The 19,800-nt window shown below is 73.3% G+C and carries 14 protein-coding genes; 8 read left to right on the forward strand and 6 right to left on the reverse strand.

The window, feature by feature from the left end; all coding sequences use genetic code 11:
• Nucleotides 1-11: 11 nt before the first annotated feature.
• Nucleotides 12-983 carry an aldo/keto reductase gene (locus ACEZDE_RS28365; protein WP_380541923.1) on the reverse strand — a complete coding sequence of 324 codons (972 nt, stop codon included), beginning with the start codon at nt 981-983 and terminating at the stop codon, nt 12-14.
• 199 nt (nt 984-1,182) lie between these two features.
• Here ACEZDE_RS28365 and ACEZDE_RS28370 point away from each other — a divergent pair, with 199 nt between their 5' ends.
• On the forward strand, nt 1,183-2,094 hold the full coding sequence (locus tag ACEZDE_RS28370) for a TrmH family RNA methyltransferase (RefSeq protein ID WP_380542077.1): 912 nt from the start codon (nt 1,183-1,185) through the stop codon (nt 2,092-2,094).
• Between the two features lie 42 nt (nt 2,095-2,136).
• Here the strand turns inward: ACEZDE_RS28370 and ACEZDE_RS28375 are convergent, their stop codons facing one another.
• Nucleotides 2,137-3,576, reverse strand: coding sequence for a cellulose binding domain-containing protein (locus ACEZDE_RS28375; RefSeq protein WP_380541926.1), 1,440 nt, complete (start codon nt 3,574-3,576; stop codon nt 2,137-2,139).
• Between the two features lie 486 nt (nt 3,577-4,062).
• Between ACEZDE_RS28375 and ACEZDE_RS28380 the strand changes: the two genes are divergently transcribed.
• From ACEZDE_RS28380 to ACEZDE_RS28400, 5 genes are all read left to right on the forward strand, one after another.
• Nucleotides 4,063-5,373, forward strand: a complete 1,311-nt coding sequence (locus tag ACEZDE_RS28380; protein WP_380541929.1) for an extracellular solute-binding protein — start codon at nt 4,063-4,065, stop codon at nt 5,371-5,373.
• Between the two features lie 2 nt (nt 5,374-5,375).
• Nucleotides 5,376-6,359 (forward strand): carbohydrate ABC transporter permease, encoded by a 984-nt coding sequence (locus ACEZDE_RS28385; RefSeq protein WP_380541932.1) that lies wholly within the window; start codon nt 5,376-5,378, stop codon nt 6,357-6,359.
• Complete coding sequence (locus ACEZDE_RS28390) at nt 6,356-7,186, forward strand: carbohydrate ABC transporter permease (protein ID WP_380541935.1); 831 nt, start codon at nt 6,356-6,358, stop codon at nt 7,184-7,186. Before ACEZDE_RS28385 ends, ACEZDE_RS28390 begins: the two co-directional genes overlap by 4 nt.
• Before the next feature lie 72 nt (nt 7,187-7,258).
• Nucleotides 7,259-8,785 (forward strand): beta-N-acetylhexosaminidase, encoded by a 1,527-nt coding sequence (locus tag ACEZDE_RS28395; RefSeq protein ID WP_380541938.1) that lies wholly within the window; start codon nt 7,259-7,261, stop codon nt 8,783-8,785.
• A complete protein-coding gene (locus ACEZDE_RS28400) occupies nt 8,782-9,552 on the forward strand; it encodes a GntR family transcriptional regulator (protein WP_380541941.1) in 771 nt (256 codons plus the stop codon). The genes ACEZDE_RS28395 and ACEZDE_RS28400 overlap by 4 nt, the downstream gene beginning before the upstream one ends.
• A gap of 17 nt (nt 9,553-9,569) precedes the next feature.
• On the opposite strand, the gene ACEZDE_RS28405 is transcribed toward ACEZDE_RS28400, so the two are convergent.
• Nucleotides 9,570-10,034: a DUF5709 domain-containing protein gene (locus tag ACEZDE_RS28405; RefSeq protein WP_380541944.1), complete on the reverse strand. Its 465-nt coding sequence runs from the start codon at nt 10,032-10,034 to the stop codon at nt 9,570-9,572.
• A gap of 243 nt (nt 10,035-10,277) precedes the next feature.
• Here ACEZDE_RS28405 and ACEZDE_RS28410 point away from each other — a divergent pair, with 243 nt between their 5' ends.
• Both ACEZDE_RS28410 and ACEZDE_RS28415 read left to right on the forward strand, forming a co-directional pair.
• Nucleotides 10,278-13,697: an FtsX-like permease family protein gene (locus ACEZDE_RS28410; protein ID WP_380541947.1), complete on the forward strand. Its 3,420-nt coding sequence runs from the start codon at nt 10,278-10,280 to the stop codon at nt 13,695-13,697.
• A complete protein-coding gene (locus ACEZDE_RS28415) occupies nt 13,694-16,534 on the forward strand; it encodes a hypothetical protein (protein WP_380541951.1) in 2,841 nt (946 codons plus the stop codon). The genes ACEZDE_RS28410 and ACEZDE_RS28415 overlap by 4 nt, the downstream gene beginning before the upstream one ends.
• 42 nt (nt 16,535-16,576) lie before the next feature.
• Here ACEZDE_RS28415 and ACEZDE_RS28420 read toward each other — a convergent pair whose 3' ends face one another.
• The 3 genes from ACEZDE_RS28420 to ACEZDE_RS28430 form a co-directional block, all read right to left on the reverse strand.
• A complete protein-coding gene (locus ACEZDE_RS28420; RefSeq protein WP_380541953.1) occupies nt 16,577-16,969 on the reverse strand; it encodes a VOC family protein in 393 nt (130 codons plus the stop codon).
• A gap of 14 nt (nt 16,970-16,983) precedes the next feature.
• On the reverse strand, nt 16,984-17,769 hold the full coding sequence (locus ACEZDE_RS28425) for a methyltransferase domain-containing protein (RefSeq protein ID WP_380541956.1): 786 nt from the start codon (nt 17,767-17,769) through the stop codon (nt 16,984-16,986).
• 218 nt (nt 17,770-17,987) lie between these two features.
• Nucleotides 17,988-19,580: a hypothetical protein gene (locus ACEZDE_RS28430; RefSeq protein ID WP_380541959.1), complete on the reverse strand. Its 1,593-nt coding sequence runs from the start codon at nt 19,578-19,580 to the stop codon at nt 17,988-17,990.
• Nucleotides 19,581-19,800: the final 220 nt, after the last annotated feature.

The raw sequence follows: 19,800 nt of genomic DNA on the forward strand, positions 1-19,800 counted from the left end.
CCGGGCAGACCCTACGCGAATCCGGCCACCGCCCGCGGTCCGTAGGGCTGTTCCAGCTGCTTGAGCTCGTCCTCGGTCAGCGTCAGCGACTCCGCGGCGATGGCGTCCTCCAGGTGCTCCGGCTTGGTCGCGCCGACGATCGGCGAGGTGACCACCGGGTTGTGCAGCAGCCAGGCCAGTGCGACCTGGGCCCGCGGCACGCCCCTGGCCTCCGCCACCCGGGCCACCGCGTCGACGATGGCGCGGTCGTCCTCGCCGTACAGGGTGCGGCCGAACGCGTCGGTCTCGCTGCGGGCGCTGGTGGTGTCCCAGTCCCTGGTGAGCCGGCCGCGGGCCAGCGGGCTCCACGGGATGACGCCGACGCCCTGGTCCGCGCACAGCGGGAGCATCTCCCGCTCCTCCTCGCGGTAGAGCAGGTTGTAGTGGTTCTGCATGGTGGCGAAGCGGGTCCAGCCGTGCCGCTCGGCCAGGTAGAGGGCCTTGGAGAACTGCCACGCATACATCGAGCTGGCGCCGATGTAGCGTGCCTTCCCGGCCTTGACCACGTCGTGCAGCGCTTCGAGGGTCTCCTCGATCGGGGTGTGCGGGTCCCAGCGGTGGATCTGGTAGAGGTCGACGTAGTCGGTGCCGAGCCGGCGCAGGCTGTTGTCGATCTCGGTCAGGATCACCTTGCGGGACAGCCCGCCGCCGTTGGGGCCGGGGCGCATCGTCCCGTGCACCTTGGTGGCGAGCACGATCTCGTCGCGGCGGCCGAAGTCGGCCAGCGCGCGGCCGGTGATCTCCTCACTGCTGCCGGCCGAGTAGACGTTGGCGGTGTCGAAGAAGTTGATCCCGGCCTCCAGCGCCCGCCGGATGAACGGCCGGCTCTGCTCCTCGTCCAGGCTCCAGGCGTGGTTGCCCCGGGCCGGGTCGCCGTAGCTCATGCAGCCGAGGCAGATCCGGGAGACGTCGAGACCGGTAGAGCCGAGCTTCACGTACTTCATGTCGCGGCAGTCCTCAGGTCGGAGGGTTCTGGTCGGACGCGGACGTCCTCGGCCAATCTATGCCAGGGCCGATCGGGCGGAGCCGCGCGGCCGGGGCGTCGCGCCGAACGGAGTAGCGTGGCGGACGTCCCTGGGAGGGAAGTTGGCCGGAGCACAGCGCACCCCGAACACACCGAACACCCCGAGCACTCCGCGCGGCCTGCGCGGCCCGCGGATCACCGTGCGGAACGCCCGGTTCCAGCAGTGGCAGGCGCTGCTGACGAACCGCAACAAGCGCACCAGGGCAGGGGAGTTCCTGGTGCAGGGGGTCCGCCCGATCACCCTCGCGCTGCGGCACGGCTGGCCGTTGCACGCACTGCTGTACGACGGGGAGCGGGCGCTGTCGCGCTGGGCGACCGAACTGCTGGACGGCGGCGGGGGCGAGCACGGGGCCGTCCACGGGGTCGACCGCCGGGTCGAGCGGGTGGCGATGGCGGCGGAGCTGCTCGCCGAGCTGGGCGAGAAGAACGAGTCGCCGCCCGAGGTGATCGCGGTGGTGGGCATCCCGGAGGACGAGCTGTCCCGGATCACGGTCGGGGACGACGGCTTCCTCGGCGTCCTCTTCGACCGCCCCAGCAGCCCCGGCAACATCGGCTCGGTGATCCGCTCGGCCGACGCCTTCGGCGCGGACGGTCTGATCGTGACCGGCCACGCGGCGGACGTCTACGACCCCAAGTCGGTCCGGGCGAGCACGGGTTCGCTGTTCGCGCTGCCGGCGGTGCGGGTCCCCTCGCAGCGCGAGGTGGAGGACTGGCTGGACCGGGAGCGGGCCGCGGGCCGTCCGGTCACCGTGGTCGGCACCGACGAGCGCGGCGAGATCCCGCTCTACGACTTCGACTTCACGGACCAGGCGGTGCTGCTGCTGGTCGGCAACGAGACCGCCGGGCTGAGCGCGGGTTGGCGCGAGCGCTGCGACCGTACCGTGAGCATCCCGATGTCCGGCAGCGCCAGTTCGCTGAACGCGGCGAACGCGGCCACCGCGGTGCTGTACGAGGCGGCCCGGCAGCGGGCGCGTCCGTCCGCACCGCGGCGGGCGGTGCTGCCTGGGCAGCACCGCCCGCACGAGGACTGACGCGTCGGGTCATTGACGCCGGGTCAGTGAGCGCTCACTGACTCAGTTCGGGACGGTGTCGGTGAAGTGGGTGCCGGCGGCGTAGTAGCCGTTGACCGCGCTGGTCACGGCCGCCGGGGTGAGCGCGTTGGCGTTGTAGTAGACCCAGTTGACCTTCTCGTCCCAGCTGCGGGCGCCGGTGAAGGGCAGGTCGATGAACCACTCGTTGAAGTCGATGGTCATCTTCTCGCGCGGGTAGTACTTGCCGTTGCTGGAGAAGACCTGCGTGCCGTCGATGTAGTAGGTCACCGTGCCGCCGGCGACCGTGGCGACCAGGGTGTGCCAGCCCTGCAGGCTGCCGATGGTGTCGTTGGTGACCCGGTCCATCGCGTCGGCGCTGTACCAGCTGGTGGTGTACATCGAGTCGGCCGGGCCGCCCCAGCCGCCGTTGGGCAGGTACTCGAAGTCGTTCTCGCTGTAGAGCGAGTCGTCCGGGGTGATGGTGTAGAAGGTCTCGTTGACGTGGTCGCCGTTGGCGCCGGTGGTCGGGGCGTCGTTGAAGTAGACCCGGGCGGCGTAGGTGCCCTCGAAGAACTTCCGTGCGGTGGTGTCGATCTCGGCCTGCTTGGTGCCGGCGGTCGTCCCGTCGGTGCTGGCGGTCAGGTCCATCACCTTGCCGCCCTGCGCGCTGGAGTCGCTGGGGAAGCTGAAGGTGTCGGCCGACCAGGAGTTCTGCACGCCGGGGCCGCCCGCGCCGGTGCGGATGGTCCAGCCGTGCGCGGCGATGTTCGGGTCGCTGGGTCCGGTGTAGTGGAAGTCGTCGAACAGTGCGGCGCCGGACGGCGGCGGCGAGGTGGGCGGGGGCGAGGTCGGCGGGGTGGTGGTGGGCGGGGTGGTGCTCGGCGGGGCGGTCGGGTTGCCGCCGGGCGCGGTGCCGGAGACGATCGTGCCGTCGACCGAGACGGTCACCGCGGTGTTCGGGCCGTAGGCGGTCTGCCCGGCCTTGAACGAGTAGTCGTCGGCCTGGTTCACCGACTGCCAGTCCTGCCGCCACAGCCGCAGTTGCAGGTCCTGGGTGGAGGCGCCGGGGGCGAGCGTCCCCGCGCCCGCGCCGAAGTCGACCTCCAGGTAGTGGTCGGCGGTCGCGGTGGGGGTGGCCATGGCAGTCACGTGTCCGCTGACGTTGCCGCAGCCCACCACCGCCCAGGCACAGGCGAACTGGTACGGCGAACTGCCGTCCGCGGTGAAGTAGTAGCGGATCGCGACCCTGGACAGTGCCAGCGGCGCGGTGCCGGTGTTGCTGACGGTGAACCAGGGCTCGGTCTCGTCGGCGGTGGCCCCGGGGGTCGTGGTCTTGTACTGCAGCGCGACGGTCGGCGCGGTGTCGGCCTGGGCGCCGGTGACCAGGCCGGCCGTGGTCAGGCCGCCGGCGACCAGCCCGAGGGCGGCGATCAGGGCGGCCCGGCGGGCGGTGGGACGCGCAGGGCGTCTGGAGGCGTGCATGGGGGATCTCCTAGCCGTGACGGTGGTGCGGATGGGCGACGGTGCTGATGCGGGACGTGGAGTCCGCGGGCAGGCAGCGGCCATGACGGTCCGTGAGCAGGGGAGCGGGCCGGAACGCTGCCGGTGACGGTGGTGCGTCAGGCGCCGGACGTGGCTCCCAGCCTCCAGGGGGCTGGGCCACCACGTCCGGCGGGTTCGGGTCGACGTGGTCGGGCCCTCCGGTGGGAACCGGAGTGAACTAACCACCGGTTAAGTCGCTCGACCGGTCGGGCTCAAAGATGATGCTCCGCCCTGTCCTTGTCAAGCACTAGTTCTGAGCAGCGAGTTGGTTGATGTTCCGGGCGGGCCCACGGTTCGCCCGCGACCTGCTGAGTATTCGTCAGAAGCCATTGACATGACCAGAGGTAAGGTGCCAGCATCTGGCCACGCCACAGCGGGGCCGGCCCGACCCGACCAGCCCGCCCCGACTCGTCAAGGAGGAACGCCATGCACAGACGCACCTGGACCGCACTCGCCGCCGGATTGGCTCTGGCCTGCACCGTCACTGCCTGTAGCAGCGGTACCGGCGGTTCGGCCAAGGCCGTCTCGGCGACCACGGGCTCCGGCAAGGGGCGGACGCTGACGGTCTGGTACATGGACGGCGACCTCTCCGACAAGGCCGTGGCCGCGATCAACGCGGCGTTCACCAAGGCCACCGGGGCCCAGGTGAAGGTCCAGATCCAGGAGTGGGACAACATCAACACCAAGCTGACCACCGCCCTGGCCGGGGACAATCCGCCGGACGTGCTGGAGATCGGCAACACCGATGTGCCGATGTTCGCGGCCAGCGGCGGCCTCTCCGACATCACCAGCCAGGTACCGGACATGACGGACGGTCAGACCTGGCTGCCGGGTCTGATCGGTCCGGCCACGATCGACTCCAAGGTCTATGCGGCGCCGCTGTTCGCCGGGAACCGCGCCGTGGTCTACAACAAGACGGTCTGGGCCAAGGCCGGGGTGACCGCGCCGCCCACCAGCTTCGCCGAGTTCACCGCCGACCTGGACAAGGTCAAGGCGGCGAACCACGCCGCCGACTTCTCCGCGATCAACATGCCCGGCAAGTACTGGTACAGCGCACTGCCGTTCGTCTGGGACGCCGGCGGCCAGATCGCCACCGAGTCCGGCGGGAAGTGGACCGGCGCGCTGGACTCGCCCGCCGCGCAGCGCGGTCTGCAGGCCTGGAAGAGCTTCCAGAACACCTACTCGGCGAAGTCCTCACGCGACGTCAACGACCGTGCGCCGGACCAGAACGCGCTGCTCGCCTCGGGCAAGACCTCGGCGATCCTGGTCACCTCGATCAACACCGTGGTCAAGGACAACCCGGCGATCAAGGACCAGTTGGGCACCTTCCCGTTCCCCAGCGCCACCCCCGGCAAGACCCAGCCGGTCTTCCTCGGCGGCTCGGACCTGGCCATCGCCACCAAGAGCAAGAACCAGGACCTCGGCCTCGCCTACCTCAAGGCCGCCACCAGCCCCGCGGTCCAGGCGAGCGCCATCGTCGGCATCGACGGCTGGACCCCGGCCTCCACCCAGCTGCTGGACCAGACCGTCTCCTCGCTGCCGCCGACCTCGCAGGCGTTCTTCACCGCCGCCAAGAACAGCGTGGCCACCCCGTCCACCCCGGGCTGGGGCACCATCGAGGCGGACGACTCGATCAACAGCTTCCTGGCCGACATCGCCACCGGACGCAAGTCCACCGCCGACGCCGCCAAGGCCTTCGATGCGCACCTCGACCAGGCGCTGAACGCCGCGCAGTGACCATGACCACCGAGACGACCGGCCTCGAAACCGAGCTGGACCCCGCGCCGACCGCCGCCCGCCCCGGGGCGGCGGCCCCGAGCCCGGCGCGCGGTCGGCGCCGGACCCCGCTGCCCTACCTGCTGCTGGCCCCCGCCGCGCTGCTGCTGGCCCTGGTGATCGGCTACCCGCTGGTCCGACTGGTCGTCATCTCGCTGCAGGACTACGGTCTGCGGGCGCTGTTCACCGGCGCCACGCCGTGGATCGGCCTGGCCAACTACCGTGCTGTCTGGGACGACGACCAGCTGCTGCCGGTCCTGGTCCGGACGGTGGCGTTCTGCGCGGCCCTGGTGGTCGGGACGCTGGTGATCGGGATGCTGGTCGCGCTGATGATGCGCGGACTCGGCGGACGGATGCGCAGCGCGGTCACCCTGGCGCTGATCGCCGCCTGGGCCGTCCCCAACGTCGCGGCCACACTGGTCTGGCAGTGGCTGTTCCAGCCCACCTACGGGGTGGTCAACTGGCTGCTCACCCAGCTGCGGGTGTTCGGCGACTTCCAGCAGCACAACTGGCTGTCGCAGTCGCTGTCGGCGTTCGCGGTGGTCTGGACGCTGGTGGTGTGGCAGTCGGTCCCGTTCGTGGCGCTGACCCTCTACGCCGGGCTGACCCAGATCCCGGCGGAGTACTACGAGGCCGCCGAGCTGGACGGGGCCGGCTACTGGACCCGCTACCGGGTGATCACCGTGCCGTTCCTGCGGCCGATCCTGCTGCTGGTCTCGATCATGTCGGTGATCTGGGACTTCAACGTCTTCAACCAGATCTGGATCCTCACCAAGGGCGGTCCGGCCGACGGCACCACCACCCTCGGTATCTGGTCCTTCACCAAGGCCTTCGCCGCCCAGTCGTACGGGCAGGGCGCGGCGATCGCCGTGGTCTCGGTCCTGCTGCTGCTCGCTCTGACGGTCTACTACGTGCGCCGGCTGGTGCGGTCGGGAGAGGAACTGTGACCACCACACGTCGGAGCAGGCCGCTGCTCAACGCGGCGGCGGCCGGGTTCTGCCTGCTCTGGGTGTTCCCGGTGTACTGGATGCTCAACACCGCGTTCAAGCCCACCGGGGACATCCTCAGCTCCACCCCGCACTTCCTGCCGTTCCCGTTCACCCTGGCCAACTTCGGCTCCGCGATCCACCGTTCGCACTTCGGCACGGACCTGCTCAACAGCGCCCTGGTCACCTGCTCGGTGGTGGTGGTCGCGATCGGCATCGCCTTCCTGGCGGCCACCGCGCTCACCCGGTTCCGCTTCCTGGGCCGGCGCGGGTTCCTGATCATCGTGCTCGCGGTGCAGATGGTGCCCCAACCCGCCCTGGTCATCCCGCTGTTCCTGGGCCTGAAGAGTCTGCACATGCTCAACACCCTGATCGGGCTCTCGCTCACCTACACCGCGTTCGTGCTGCCGCTGACCATCTGGGTGCTGCGCGGCTTCCTCCAGGGGGTCCCGGTCGAGCTGGAGGAGGCGGCCATGGTGGACGGCGCGGGGCGGATGACGATCATCCGCCGGATCCTGCTGCCGCTGGTGATGCCGGGAGTCGTGGCGACCAGCGTGTTCGCCTTCATCACCGCCTGGAACGACTACACCTACGCCTACGTGATGATGGACGACCAGGCCAAGTACACCCTGCCGGTGTGGCTGGCCTCGTTCAGCACCGCCGTCGGCACCGACTACGGCGGGCTCATCGCCGCGACCAGCCTGTTCGCCGTCCCGGTGATCGTGTTCTTCATGCTGGTGCAGCGCCGCCTGGTCGCCGGGATGACCGCGGGAGCGGTGAAGGGCTGACCCGCCCGCCCGCGACCGCGCTCCCCCCTCAGTTCGTTCCCGTATCCGCTTTCGGACCCCAGAAGGGCCACCGTGATCATCCCCCGCCCCGCCGCCGTCGAGCGGCATGCCGGCCGCTTCACCCTCGACCGGGGGGCGCGGCTGTCGGTCGGCCCCGGCGCCGAGCGCCCCGCCGCGCTGCTCCGGGAGTACCTCGGCGCCGACCTCACCGGATCCGCCGAGGGGCGGCCGGTCCTGCTGGCCCTGCGCGGCGACGGGGAGCCGGAGTCCTACGCGCTCGACATCGGCCCGGAGTCGGTCAGCCTGACCGCCCCGGCCGAGGCCGGGCTGTTCCACGGGGTCCAGACGCTCCGTCAACTCCTGGACGCCGACGAACCGTCCTGGCCCTGCCTGACCCTGACGGACCGTCCGCGACTGCCCTGGCGTGGATTCCTGCTGGACGTGGCCCGGCACTTCATGCCGATGCCCTACCTGTTCCAGGTGGTCGACCGGCTGGCGTTCCACAAGCTCAACGTGTTCCAACTGCACCTGACGGACGATCAGGGCTGGCGGATGGAGATCGAGGGACATCCCCGGCTCACCGAGGTCGGCGCCTGGCGCAGCGAGTCGATGGTCGGCCCCGACGTCGTCGACGGCGTCCCCAACGACCGCTACGACGGCGTCCCGCACGGCGGCTTCTACACCCAGCGCGAGCTGGCCGGGCTGGTCGACTACGCCGCGGCCCGCGGCGTCACCGTCGTCCCGGAGATCGAGCTGCCGGGCCATGTGCGGGCGTTGCTCGCCGCCTATCCGGAGCTGGGGAACTTCCCGGACCGGCCGCTGCCGGTGTGGGCCGGGTGGGGGGTGTGCGAGGACATCCTCGGGGTCGGCGACGCCGCGCTCGACCTCTGCCGGGAGGTGCTGGACCAGGTCCGCCGGGTGTTCCCCTCGCTGTACGTGCACATCGGCGGTGAGGAGTGCCCGACCGTGCAGTGGGAGAACAGCCCGGCGGCCCGGGAGAAGGCGCGGCTGCTCGGGCTGGCCGAACCGGCCGAGCTGCGCGGCTGGTTCCTCCAGGAGATGCGGGACTTCCTGGCCGACCGCGGCCGGCGCAGCATCTGCTGGGACGAGAGCGGCCACGCCGTCGGGTCGCTGCCGCGGGACATCACCGTCGTACCGTGGCGGGACGCCGCGCACGGGGCGGAGGCGGTGCGGCGCGGGCACCGGGTGATCATGGCTCCGCACCGTTCCACCTACCTGGACTACCAGCAGCACCGGCACCCCGAGGAGCCGCCCGGCCAGCCCGGCCACCCGGTCACCCTGGCCGACATCCACGGCTTCGACCCGCTGGCCGGCGGCCTTCCGGTGTCCGACGGGGAGGCGCCCGGAGTACTGGGCGCACAGGCCCAGTTGTGGACCGAGTTCGCACCGACCCCGGCGCATGTGGACTACCTGATGTTCCCCCGGCTGTGCGGCTTCGCCGAGGCGGTCTGGAGCGGCAGCGGCGACTTCGCCGAGTTCCGGGCCCGGCTGGAACCGCACTACCCGCGGCTGCGCGCGCTCGGCATCCGTCCCGCCCCGGCCGAACGGGGCGCGCTCGCTGGGAGAATGCAGCAGTGACCACCACCGACACCACGGACACCGTCGATCCGGCGGAGGCCGGACGCGCCCGTCCGACGGCCAAGCGCGACCGGGTCCGGCAGCACCTGCTCGACGTCATCGAGAATGCGGGGCCCGGCACCAGCCTCGCCTCGGAGCGGGACCTGGCCGAGGAGTTGGGGGTGTCCCGGCCGACCGTCCGGGCCGCGATCGACGAGCTGATCGGCACCGGGCTGCTGGTCCGGCAGTGGGGGCGCGGCACGTTCACCAGCCCGGAGAAGGTCACCCAGGAGCTGAGTGACGGACCGTCATCGGCCTTCGCCGTACCGCCCGCAGAGGGGGAGTGGACCAGCCGGGTGGTCGAGTTCCGGAGCTCCCCCGCGGGGTTGCGGGCCGGACGGCTGCTGATCGGCCCGGACGAGCCGGTGCTGCGGGTGGTCCGGCTGCGGATGGTGGACGACGAGCCGATGTCGATCGAGCGGCTGGAACTGCCTGCCGCCCTCCTACCGGGGCTGACCAGGGAGGACATGGAGGACGGCAACTTCTACCGGCTGCTGCGCGAGCGCTTCGGCATCGTGGTCTGCGACGCGGTGCAGACCCTGGAGCCCGCCGTCGCCAACCCGGACCAGGCGGACCTGCTGGACATCCCGGTCTACGCCCCGATCCTCCAGGTCGAGCGCACCACCCGGGACACCACCGGCCGCACGGTCGAGTTCGCGCACGCGGTCTACCGGGGCGACCGCTACCGGATCACCTCGCACCTCCGCTTCGACACCGCCTCCGGCTAGACGGCGGCGGGGCGCGGTCAGGCCTCGGGGCCGTCGGTGATGTGCATGGCGGCCTCCTCGGCGGAGGCCGCCGAGCCGTCGATGCCGACGTCCGAGGCGATCATCCCGCCGTGCTCGTCGTGCGCGCCCTCGCCGGGGGCGACCAGGCGGCCCGAGCGGAGGTCGCCCACCTCCTCGTCCCGCAACTCGCCGTCGGTGTCCGAGGCGTCGCCGAGGTCGTCGTCCTGGCCGGACGGGAGGTCGGGCACCTCCTCGGCGAGGCGCTGGTCCAGGCTCTCGCCGCGCTGCTGCTCGTCGGCGGTGACGCCGTAGTGCTCCGCGCCCAGCGGCCGTTCGGGCGGCGAGTAGCCCTCGTCCAGGGCGTCCGCCACGCCGCGGTCGAGCAGGGTGTCCTCGCGGTCGAGCACACCGGCGTCGTCCAGCTGGTCCTCGTCGGGATCGGGCTGGTAGACGTCGTCACCCATGCCTGCGTCGTCGCTCATGGCTCTCTCCTCATTCGGGCCTCTTCTGATTCAGTGTGCCCGCCCAAGGATCTGCGACGTCATTGGTCCCGGAACGTCCCCCGCGCCGCTGTCGATAGATTTCTGTTATCCAATTGATTTTTGCAAAACCATCGCCAGTTTTCTCGTCCTGTCGCAGACTGTTCGCCGTCGGACGCCGCAGTGCGGCAGGAGCGATGGGGGAGTCGCGTGGCCTCGACGGCCGTCGGAGCAGCCCGCGGGCCAGTGCCGGGAGCACCCCGCGGGCCGGTCCGTGCGGCGCTGCCCCCGGTGGTGCGCGGCTCCGTGCACCACGGCCTGGTGCTGGCCGCGACGGCGGTGACCGTGCTGCTGGCGGCCACGGTGCTGGCCGCGCTCGCCGCGCTGGCCGGCCACGCGGTGGACGCCGGCGCCGCCGCCCGGCTGGCCGCCGACCCCCGGGCGGAGGTGGGAGTGAACGCCCACTACGCCCCGGCCGGGCTGCCGGCCGCCGACCGGGCCGTCCGCGGCACCCTCGCGGCGGTGTTCGGCGACGTACCGGAGCAGACCTATCTGGCGTTCTACGGCCTGGACCCGGTGACCGTGCGCGGAGCCGCCTCCGGCTCAGCGCTCGCCCAGCTCGCGCTGCATCCGGCGGCGTTGCAGGGGGCCGCGGCCCACGCCCGGCTGCTGTCCGGCGCATGGCCGCCCGGCGCGGCGACCCCCGACACCGCGGCCTTCACCGCGGCGGCCCCCGGCCCGACCCCGGCCGGAGGCAGCGCGTCCGCCGCCGTGGCCGCCGCGGTCCCGCAGTCACTGGCCGAGCGGCTGCGGCTGCGGCCGGGCAGCGCCCTCGACCTTGTCGACGCCTTCGGCAAGCCGGTGACGGTACAGGTGACCGGCGTCTACGCGGCCACCGGCGCCCCCGGCTTCTGGCCCGGCGCGGTGGGCACTCCGGTGGACGGCGACGCCAGGACCGGGGGCCTGCTGGTGGTCTCCCCGGCCGCACTGCTCGGCAACGCCTCGTTCGCCGCCGAGGTGCAGGTCTCCTGGAGCGCGCTGCCGGACCTCGACCACCTCGCTACCTCCCAACTGCCGGGCCTGGCCCAGCGGGTGGGCGACTTCTCGGCCAGCGACCCGGTCGGCTCGGTGTTCCGGGGCCGACGGCCCTCGTTGCAGCAGATGTCCGCCGCCTCCACACTTCCGGACGCGGTGGGCGAGTTGGCGGCACCGATGGTGGTGGCCCGCTCCGCGCTCGACCTCCCGGCCGCCCTGCTGGCCGTCCTCGCCTTCGCCGCCATCATTCTGACGGCACGTCAACTCGCCTCGCATCGGCGCGAGGAGCTGGTGCTGCGGCAGACCCGCGGCGCGGGCACCGGACGGCTGCTGGCAGCCGCGGCGGGCGAGTGGGCGGCGGTGGCGCTCCCGGCCGTGCTGGCCGCGCCGTTCCTGGCCGGGCCGCTGCTGGGCCGACTGCGGGCCGCAGGACTGCTCGGCGGGCCCGCGCCCGGCAGCACCCTGGTCGCCGCCGCCTGGGCGGCCGTCGCGCTGACCGCTCTGGTCCACGCCGCGGCGACGCTGCTGCCGGTGCTCGGCGCGGTCGGCGGCCGGGACGCGGTCTCCCGGCTGCGGCTGCGCGGAGCGCGCGGCGCGGTGGTCCAGCGGATCGGCGTGGACCTGGCGCTGCTGCTGCTCACCGTCCTCGGCTACTTCCAACTCACGCACTACCGGACCACGGTGACCGGTGCGGGCACCGACGGCACGATCGGCGTGGACCCGGTGCTGGTGCTGATCCCCGCCGTGGCGACACTGGCCGCGGCGCTGCTGCTGCTCCGGCTGCTGCCGCTGGCCTCGTTCGCCCTGGACCGCTTCGGCCGACGCCGGAGCAGTCTGGTCCTGCCGCTGGCGGCCTGGCAGTTGGGACGGCGCTCGGCCCGCAACGCGGGGCCCGTGGTGCTGATGTGCCTGGCGGTCGCGGTGGGCGCGCTGGCCACCACCGCCCTGGCCGGACTGGACCGACTGGCTGCCGACCAGGCGAGGTTCGCGGTCGGGGCGGACGTCCGGGTGGACCAGCAGGACCTGCGGGCCGACCCGGCCCGGCTCGGCGCGCTGACCGCGCTGCCCGGCGTCACCGCGGCGACACCGGTCAGCGACACCTCGGCCGCCAACCCCGACGGCGGTCTCGACCAGGTCGTCGGCATCGACACCGGCCCGCTCGCCCCCGGCGCCGCACCGCCGCCGGCGCCCGCGCTCCGGGCCGACCTGGCCGGTCCCGGCTTCCCCGGCCGCCTGGCCGCGCTGGGCCGGGGCATCCCGGCGCACGGGCTGCCGCTGGCCGGACGCCCGGCCGCGCTGCGCCTGGACGAGACGTTGGGCAGCGACGGCGACACCGCGCCGCCGCAGCTGGTGCTGACGCTGGAGGACGCCGCCGGGATCGACTCCACCGTCACCGTCCGGCTGCCCCCGGCCGATGGGGCCAGGCACCTGGTGGACCTGCCGTTGCCGGCGCCCGCGGGCCGGAGCTACCCGCTGACGCTGACCGGCCTCGGCGTCCTGGCCGCGCCGAGCCGGCAGGACGCCCGGCTGACGCTGACCCTGCACCGGATCGGGGCCGTCCCGGCGCCCGCCGCCGTCCCGGTGACCTGGTACGGGTCGCTGCCGCGGAGCGAGGTCTGGGCCGACCGCACCTTCGACGCCGCCGACGGGGTGCAGAGCGACTGCCCGGACCTGGCCGGCTCGCTCGGCGACGGCAGCGTCTTCCTGGGCACGCCGGGGCCCGCTGTCTGCTGGATCCGCCGCACCGGCAGCGACCTGCTGCTCGCGCAGATCGCCACCGCGCCGCCGAACCGGACCACCCTGTCCGGCTACCAGGTGCAGTTGGCACCCGTCCCGGTGGTGACCCCGGCCCCGATCCCCGCGCTCGCCGACGCGGCCGCCCTGGCGGAGGGCCGCCACAAGGTGGGGGACCGGGTCTCGCTGGACTTCGGCGACGGCCACGCGCTGACGGTCGCCATCACCGGCAGCATCGCCGCGCTCCCGGGGATGGACCGGGCCCAGGGCCACTACCTGGTCGACCAGCGCGCCCTCTCCGCCGCCGAGGCGGGGATCGGCGAACCGCAGACGACGCCCGCCAATTGGTGGCTGAGCAGCACGGACCCGGCCAGGACCGCCGCCGCGGTGGCGGCGAACCCGCTGCTGGGAACAGCGGTGACGGTGGATCAGATTCGCGCCGGGCTGGCCGCGGACCCGTTCGGGGCCGGGATGCGGGCGGTGCTTGAGCTGTGCCGGATGCTGGCGCCGGGGTTCGCGGTGATCGGCTTCACCGTCCACGCGGTGGTGACGACCCGGGAGCGGCGGCGGGAGTTCGCACTGCTGCGGGCGATGGGGGTGCGCAGCGGCGGGCTGTCCTGGCTGCTGTGGGCGGAGCAGGTGGGGGTGGCGCTGTTCGCCCTGGTGCCGGGCGCGCTGCTGGGGGTCGGGCTGGCGGAGGTGGTGCTGCCGCTGGTGACGGTGGACGACGTGGGCGGCGCGCCGTTCCCTTCGCTGCGGCTGGTGGTGCCGTGGACGAGGGTGCTGGGGGCGGCCGGGGTGACGGCGGGAGTGGTGTGCGTGGTGGTGATGGTGCTGGCGCCACTGCTGGCACGGGTCGACCTGGTGCGGGTGCTGCGGGCGGGGGAGGGCGGATGAGCGGCCCGGCGCGACTGGTGCGCCGCGAGGCGTCGGGGGACCTGCCGCTGCTGGTCTGCCTGGCCGTGCTGGTGGGGGTGCTGACGGCGCTGAGCGCCTGGCTGCCGCCGCTGGTGTCGGGGCGTCAGGACGCGGCGCTGCGCCAGCGGGTACAGGCCGCGCAGCGCACGGCGCCGCTGTTCACCGTGGCCACGACGCTCTCCCCGCCCGCCTTCGGCGAGCTTCCGCCGCCCCAGTCGGTGGCCGCCGCACTGCGGCTGACGGGGCCTCAGCTGATCGCGGAGGCCGACCCGGTGCTGCGGCGCGACCTAGGCTACGTCAGGTCCGAGGCCGACTTCACCCTCGGCCGGCTGATGCCCATGCCGCCCGCTCCCGATCCCCGGATCAGAACTTCGGTGGCTCAACTCTCCTATGTCAGCGACGCGTCCGCGCACGTCCGGATAGTCGCCGGAGCCTTCCCGGCCGCGGTCACCCCGACCAGGGCGCCGACCCCGCTCGCGGTCTCCCAGGCGACGGCCCGACTGCTGGGCCTGCACGTCGGCGAGGGGTTCACCATGCGCTACGGCGACAGCGACTACTACGCGGACAGCGCCTTCACCGTCTCCGGGGTCTACGTCCCGCTGCAGACCGGCGACAGCTTCTGGAACGACCACGCCGCGCTGGACCAGCCGTTGCAGTACCCGGACGCCGACACGGGTGGGGACCAGGTCTCCTTCCAGGGCCTGCTGGGCGCGGACGCGCCGGAGCACCTGGCCCGTGACGGCGTGCTCCCCTACCCCTCGGTGAGCTGGCAGTTCAAGGTGACCCCGGGGCGCGACGCGGTGGCCCAGGAGCAGCGGCTGACCGATGCGCTGGCCGCCTACGGCACCGAACTGCAGGCCGCGCAGTGCCCGTCGATGTCGGGGGACGACACCGGCGAACCGGCCTGCACGGCGGGCTACTGGCCGGTGCAGCGCTACACCTGGACCGACGGGCTCACCCCGCTGCTGGCCTCGTTCGACCAGGAGCGGCAGGAGGCCGACGAGGTGCAGTCGTTCGCCCTGGCCTCGGTCGCGGGCGTGCTGCTGGCGACGGCGTCCGTGGCGGTCCGACTGCTGCTGCGGCGCCGGGACGGTCACCTGCGGCTGCAACGGGCGCGCGGCGCCTCGACATCGCGGCTGGTGCTGCTGCGCTCTGCGGTGGCGACCCCGGTGCTGCTGGCGGCGGGCGTCATCGGCTGGGCGCTCGGCGTCCACTACGCGGCGCGGGGCAGCTCCGGCGTGCCGCAGGCCGGGTGGGCGGCTGCCTCGGCCGCACTGGCCTGGGCTCTGCTGCCGCTGCTGACCTGGCTCGCGGTCCGGGAACCGGGCGTCCCGCGACGGCGGGTCCGGCGCGGACGGCGGTTCGCCGGGCGGCGCGAGGTGCTGGAACTCACCGCACTGCTGCTGGCCGTGGCCGGGGTGGTCGCCCTGCGGCTGCGCGGGGCGACCCCGGTCCAGGGCGTCGACCTGGAGATGAGCGCGGTCCCGGTACTGGTCGGGCTGGCGGGGGTGCTGGTGCTGCTCCGGATCTACCCGCCGGTGCTGGCGCTGCTGTCACGGCAGGCCAGGCGCGGGCGCGGGGCGCTGGCCTTCGTCGGTCTGGCCCGCGCCGGACGGGACGCCACGGCGACCGGCCTGGCCCTGTTCGTGCTGGTGCTGACGGTGGCCACGGCGGTGTTCGGCGGGATGGTCGCGCGCACGGTCACCGACGGGGTGGCGGTGGGGGTGGCCTGGACCACCGGCGGGGACGCGGTCGCGCTGGCGGCGGGGAACCAGACCCCCACGCCGACCCCGGCGTCCAGCCCGGTGATCGCGGTCGGCGAGCAGTCGCGCTCGCTGAGCCTGACCGCGAGCCGGGACGGCGCCTCGGTCACCGGGGTGCTCACGGTGACCGTCGACGCGGCCCGACTGGCTGCGGCGGAGCCGGGCTCACCGCTCGCGAGAGCACTGCTCTCCAAGGCGAGCAGTGCTCCGGTGCGGCGCGCCGACGGCACGGTCGAGCTCCCGGTGCTGGGCGACCGCACCCTCTTCGCCGCCGAGTCCGGCGGCGACCTCAGCGCGGCCTCGTTCGCCAACACCGACCGGACCCACCAGGTCCGGCTGCGGATGACCGGCGCCCTCACCACCGCCGAACTGCACGACCCCGCCCTCGGCCCGCTCACCGCGGCCGTCCCGCCCGGCACCCCGCTGCTGATCGGCGGTGCGGCGGCGCAGGCCCAGCTGGCGCCGCAGACCGCGGGCGGCACCGCGGTCCTGCTCTACGCCGAGCACGGCGGCCCCCCGGTCGGCGCGGACACCCTGCGCGGCGCGGCGGTCGCCGCGCTGGGCCCCCTCGCCGAGGTGCGGCTGCGCTCGGACGCGCTGGCGTCGATGCGCGCCGACGGCCTGACCAGCGAGCTGCGTCAGGTCTACGGCCTGAGCACGGTGCTGACCGCGCTGTTCGGACTGCTGGCGGTGGCGCTGGAGCTGGCGCTGACCGCCCGCGAGCGCGGCCGGACCAGCTCCTACCTGCGCACCCTGGGCCTCGGCGGACGGCCCGCCGCGGCTCTCCAGGTGCTCCAACTGGTGCCGTTCGGCTGCGCGGCGGCGCTGGGCGGCGTCCTCCTCGGGATGCTCGAACCACGGTTGCTGGGACCGGCACTGAATCTCCGTCAGTTCACCGGGGGCCCGGCCAGGCCCGCCCTGCACACCGACTACCGGCTCACCGTCGCGCTGGGCCTGGGCATGGCCCTGCTGGTCCTGGCAGCGGCGGCAGCCGAGGCCCTGGTGGCACGGGTCCGGCGACTGGGGGCGGTGCTGCGGCTGGGCGAGGTCTAGGGTCGGGTCCGGGGCCGGCCGGCCGGGCTGGGTGGGTTGCGGTTAGCCGCGCAGGAGGAGCCATTCCTGGAGTTCGACCAGGTTTCCCGCCGGGTCGGTGAGGTGGGCGACCCGCATCCGGTCCGTCATCGGGGCCGGGCCGTGGGCGAGCACGGCTCCGCGTGCGGCGATCTCCTCGCAGCAGCGGTCGAGGTCGTCCACCCGCAGGACGACGAGGGACCGGTAGCCGGTCGGCTCGGCGGCGAGTTCGCCCAGGAGCCGGGTCATCTGCGCGCGATCCTGCAACGCGATTCCGGCGCCGCCGCCGTCGGGGGTGAACTTCGCGTACGGGCCGTCCTCGGCGTCGAACTGCGGCTTCAGCCCGAGTATGTCCCGGTAGAAGCGGTAGCAGGCGGAGAAGTCCGTGACGAGAAGCCGGACCTGGGTGAGTTCCATCGTTGTCCCTTGATTCAGTTCGTGCCGACCGTGCCGATCGGGGGCTTGCGTGCCTCGATCAGAAAGCGGGCGGTGTGCGCGACGAACGGGCCCTCGGTCTGGATCAGTTCGTGCAGTTCCCGCAGCCGGTCACGGTACTGGTCGACGGTGAAGCCCGGCACCATCCAGACCACCTTGCGCAGGAAGTAGACCACCGCGCCGATGTCGAAGAACTCGGTGCGCAGCGACTCCGACCGCAGGTCCGCCACGATGAGCCCGGCGGCTTCCGCCTCGCGGCGGGCGGCGTCCGGGTGGCGGATGTTCCTCACCCGCTCGGACTGCGGTCCGAGGAAGAACTCCACGATCTCGAACACGCTGGCCGGGCCGACCTGCTGGGAGAAGTAGCAACCGCCGTGGCGCAGCACCCGGGCGATCTCGCTCCATCGGGTGGTCACCGGATGCCGACTCACCACCAGGTCGAACGCCTGGTCCGCGAACGGCAGCGGCGAGGTGTCGTCGGTGGCGACGACGGCGGCGCCCAGCGGGTGCAGCAGGCGGGTCGCCTTGGCGAGGTTCGGCGGCCAGGACTCGGTGGCCACGGTCAGCGGGGCGAGGGTCGGGGTCGACCCAGCCAGCACCTCGCCGCCGCCGGTCTCCAGGTCCAGCACAGCGGACGCCCGCGCGACCCGCGCGCCCATGGCGCGTTGGTAGCCCCAGGAGGGGCGCTGCTCGGTGGCCCGGCCGTCCAGCCAGGAGAAGTCCCAGCCGTCGACGGAGACGGCCTCCGCCTCGGCGACGAGTTCGTCAAAGGATCGCGACATGATCCGATCGTGCTCGGGGAATGCCCCGTGACACCAGCGGTTTTCCGCTTTCTGCTTTTTCCGCGTTGCGGGGGAGGGGGAAGCGGTCGGCCCGGCCACCGGAGGCGAGCTGCCGGTGGGCCGGGCCGAGGATGCCGCGGGTGCTGTGTGGTGTTCTGCGGCGCTTGTACCTTGCGGTGAGGTGCGGTGCGGTGCCTGTGCCTGTGCCGTGCCTGCGGTCAGTCGCGGGCCGTGGCGACGGCGGTGCCCAGCGCGTCCTTGATGCGCGGGCCGAGGCGGGCGAAGCCCAGCTCCTTCATGGCCGCACGGAGCAACTCCTCGTCGTTGCGCTTCACCCCGTCGCTGTCGATCCAGCGGACGACCGCGGTCAGCTCGTCGGCGGAGTACGCGGTGACCGGCCGTCCGGGCGTGAACGCCGGCTTCCGCGGCCGACGCGGCGCGGGCAGGCTCGCACTGACGGCGGTGTCCGCCTCAGCGGCGGGCTCGGTCTCGGCAACGGCCTCCGCCTCGACGACGGCGACGGCCTCGGGCTCGGCGACGGGCTCCGGCTCCGCAGCGACGGCAACGACCTCGGGCTCGGCAGCGACAGCCTCGGGCTCGGGCTCGGGCTCGGGCTCGCTGAAGTCGAGCTGCTCCTCGACGACGGGAGTCGCCTCAGCCGCGACCTCAACCTCGGCCTCAGTCTCCGCCGCGACCTCCGCCTCAGCTTCGACCTCGACCTCGACGCCCGCCTGAACCTCGGCGTCCGTCTCAACCTCAACCTCAGTCTCGACCTCGGCTACGACCTTGACCTCGGCGTCCGCCTCCGCTTCTGCCTCGACCTCCGCCCCCGCGGACCCCGCGGGGTTCTCCTCGCGAGGTGCCGGGACCAGCGCCTGCGGGGACTCCTCCTCGGCCGCCGCCTCCTCGCGGCCGTCCGCGCCGAACTCACGGACGACCGCCTCGGCCACCGCCTCGGCGTCGGCGCGGGCCGCCGTCAGTTCGGCGACCAGCTCGCCGTAGCCCTGCTGCTCCAGCGACTCGCGGAGCGCCCGCAGCGCCGGAAGGCGGTGCAACGTACCCTCGTCGGAGGCGAGCCGGTCGACCAGCTCGCCCAACTCGTCCAGCGACAGCGCGGCCGGGTTGGCGTCGACCTTCAGCCGACCCAGCTCGGCCAGTGCCTCGCACGCGGCGTCGACGGCCTGGGCCGAGGCGTCCAGGAAGCCCAGGTCCGCGGGCAGTGCGGGCTTGTCGCCGGTCGGCGAGGTCGCCGCCCACTCGGTGCGCTCAGCCTCCGCCGAGACCAGCGCGGCGTGCAGCGCACCGCGGCGGGGCCGCTTGGCGACGGCGAGGTTGCGGGCGGCCCGGCCCAGGTTGAGGCGCTGGCCGAAGGTCAGCTTCGCGTCCTGCTCCCTGCGCCACCGGCCGCTGCCGGTCGCCGCTGCCAGGGCCTTGAGCTGGTCGGACTCGTACGCGGAGGGCATCAGCACCTCCAGCGTGGAGCGGACCCGCAGCGTCAGCGCCACGGCTCGGCCGACCGCGACGACCGAGTCCTGCCGGCCCAGCGTGGTCTCCTCGGCGATCCGGGTGGCGGCCTCGCGGGTGGCGGGGAGGTCGCGACCGCGCAGCTCGGCGAGGACCGTGGACGCGGCACGGGCGGCCTCGGGGCTGCCGACGGTGTCGACGGCGGCGTACCAGGCGTGGGTCTCGGAGGTGAGGGTGAAGCCGCCGAGGGAGGCGTAGTCGATCAGATTCTGGCGGGCGTCCGCTGATGCGTCACCGGTGGCTGCCGGTGTGGTGGTTTCGTCGGTGGAAAGGTCGAGCGCGTTCATAGTGAAGTCCGATTCGTGGCAGGGAGCACTGCGGCGGCGTCGGGTCGTGCGGAGCGCGCCTCAGGGGTTTGTGACCGTCCGGCGCGGTGTTCCGTACGCGCGAGCGCCCACGATACGGGTGAGCCAGGGGCCTGCGCACGCACCCCCGGCCTCCGCACGCGATGTCGCCTCCTGTGGCGGCATTCGAGGACTGTCCGACAACCCGACAACCTCCTTGCCG

Source organism: Streptacidiphilus cavernicola (genome assembly GCF_042510955.1).
Taxonomy (GTDB): domain Bacteria; phylum Actinomycetota; class Actinomycetes; order Streptomycetales; family Streptomycetaceae; genus Streptacidiphilus; species Streptacidiphilus cavernicola.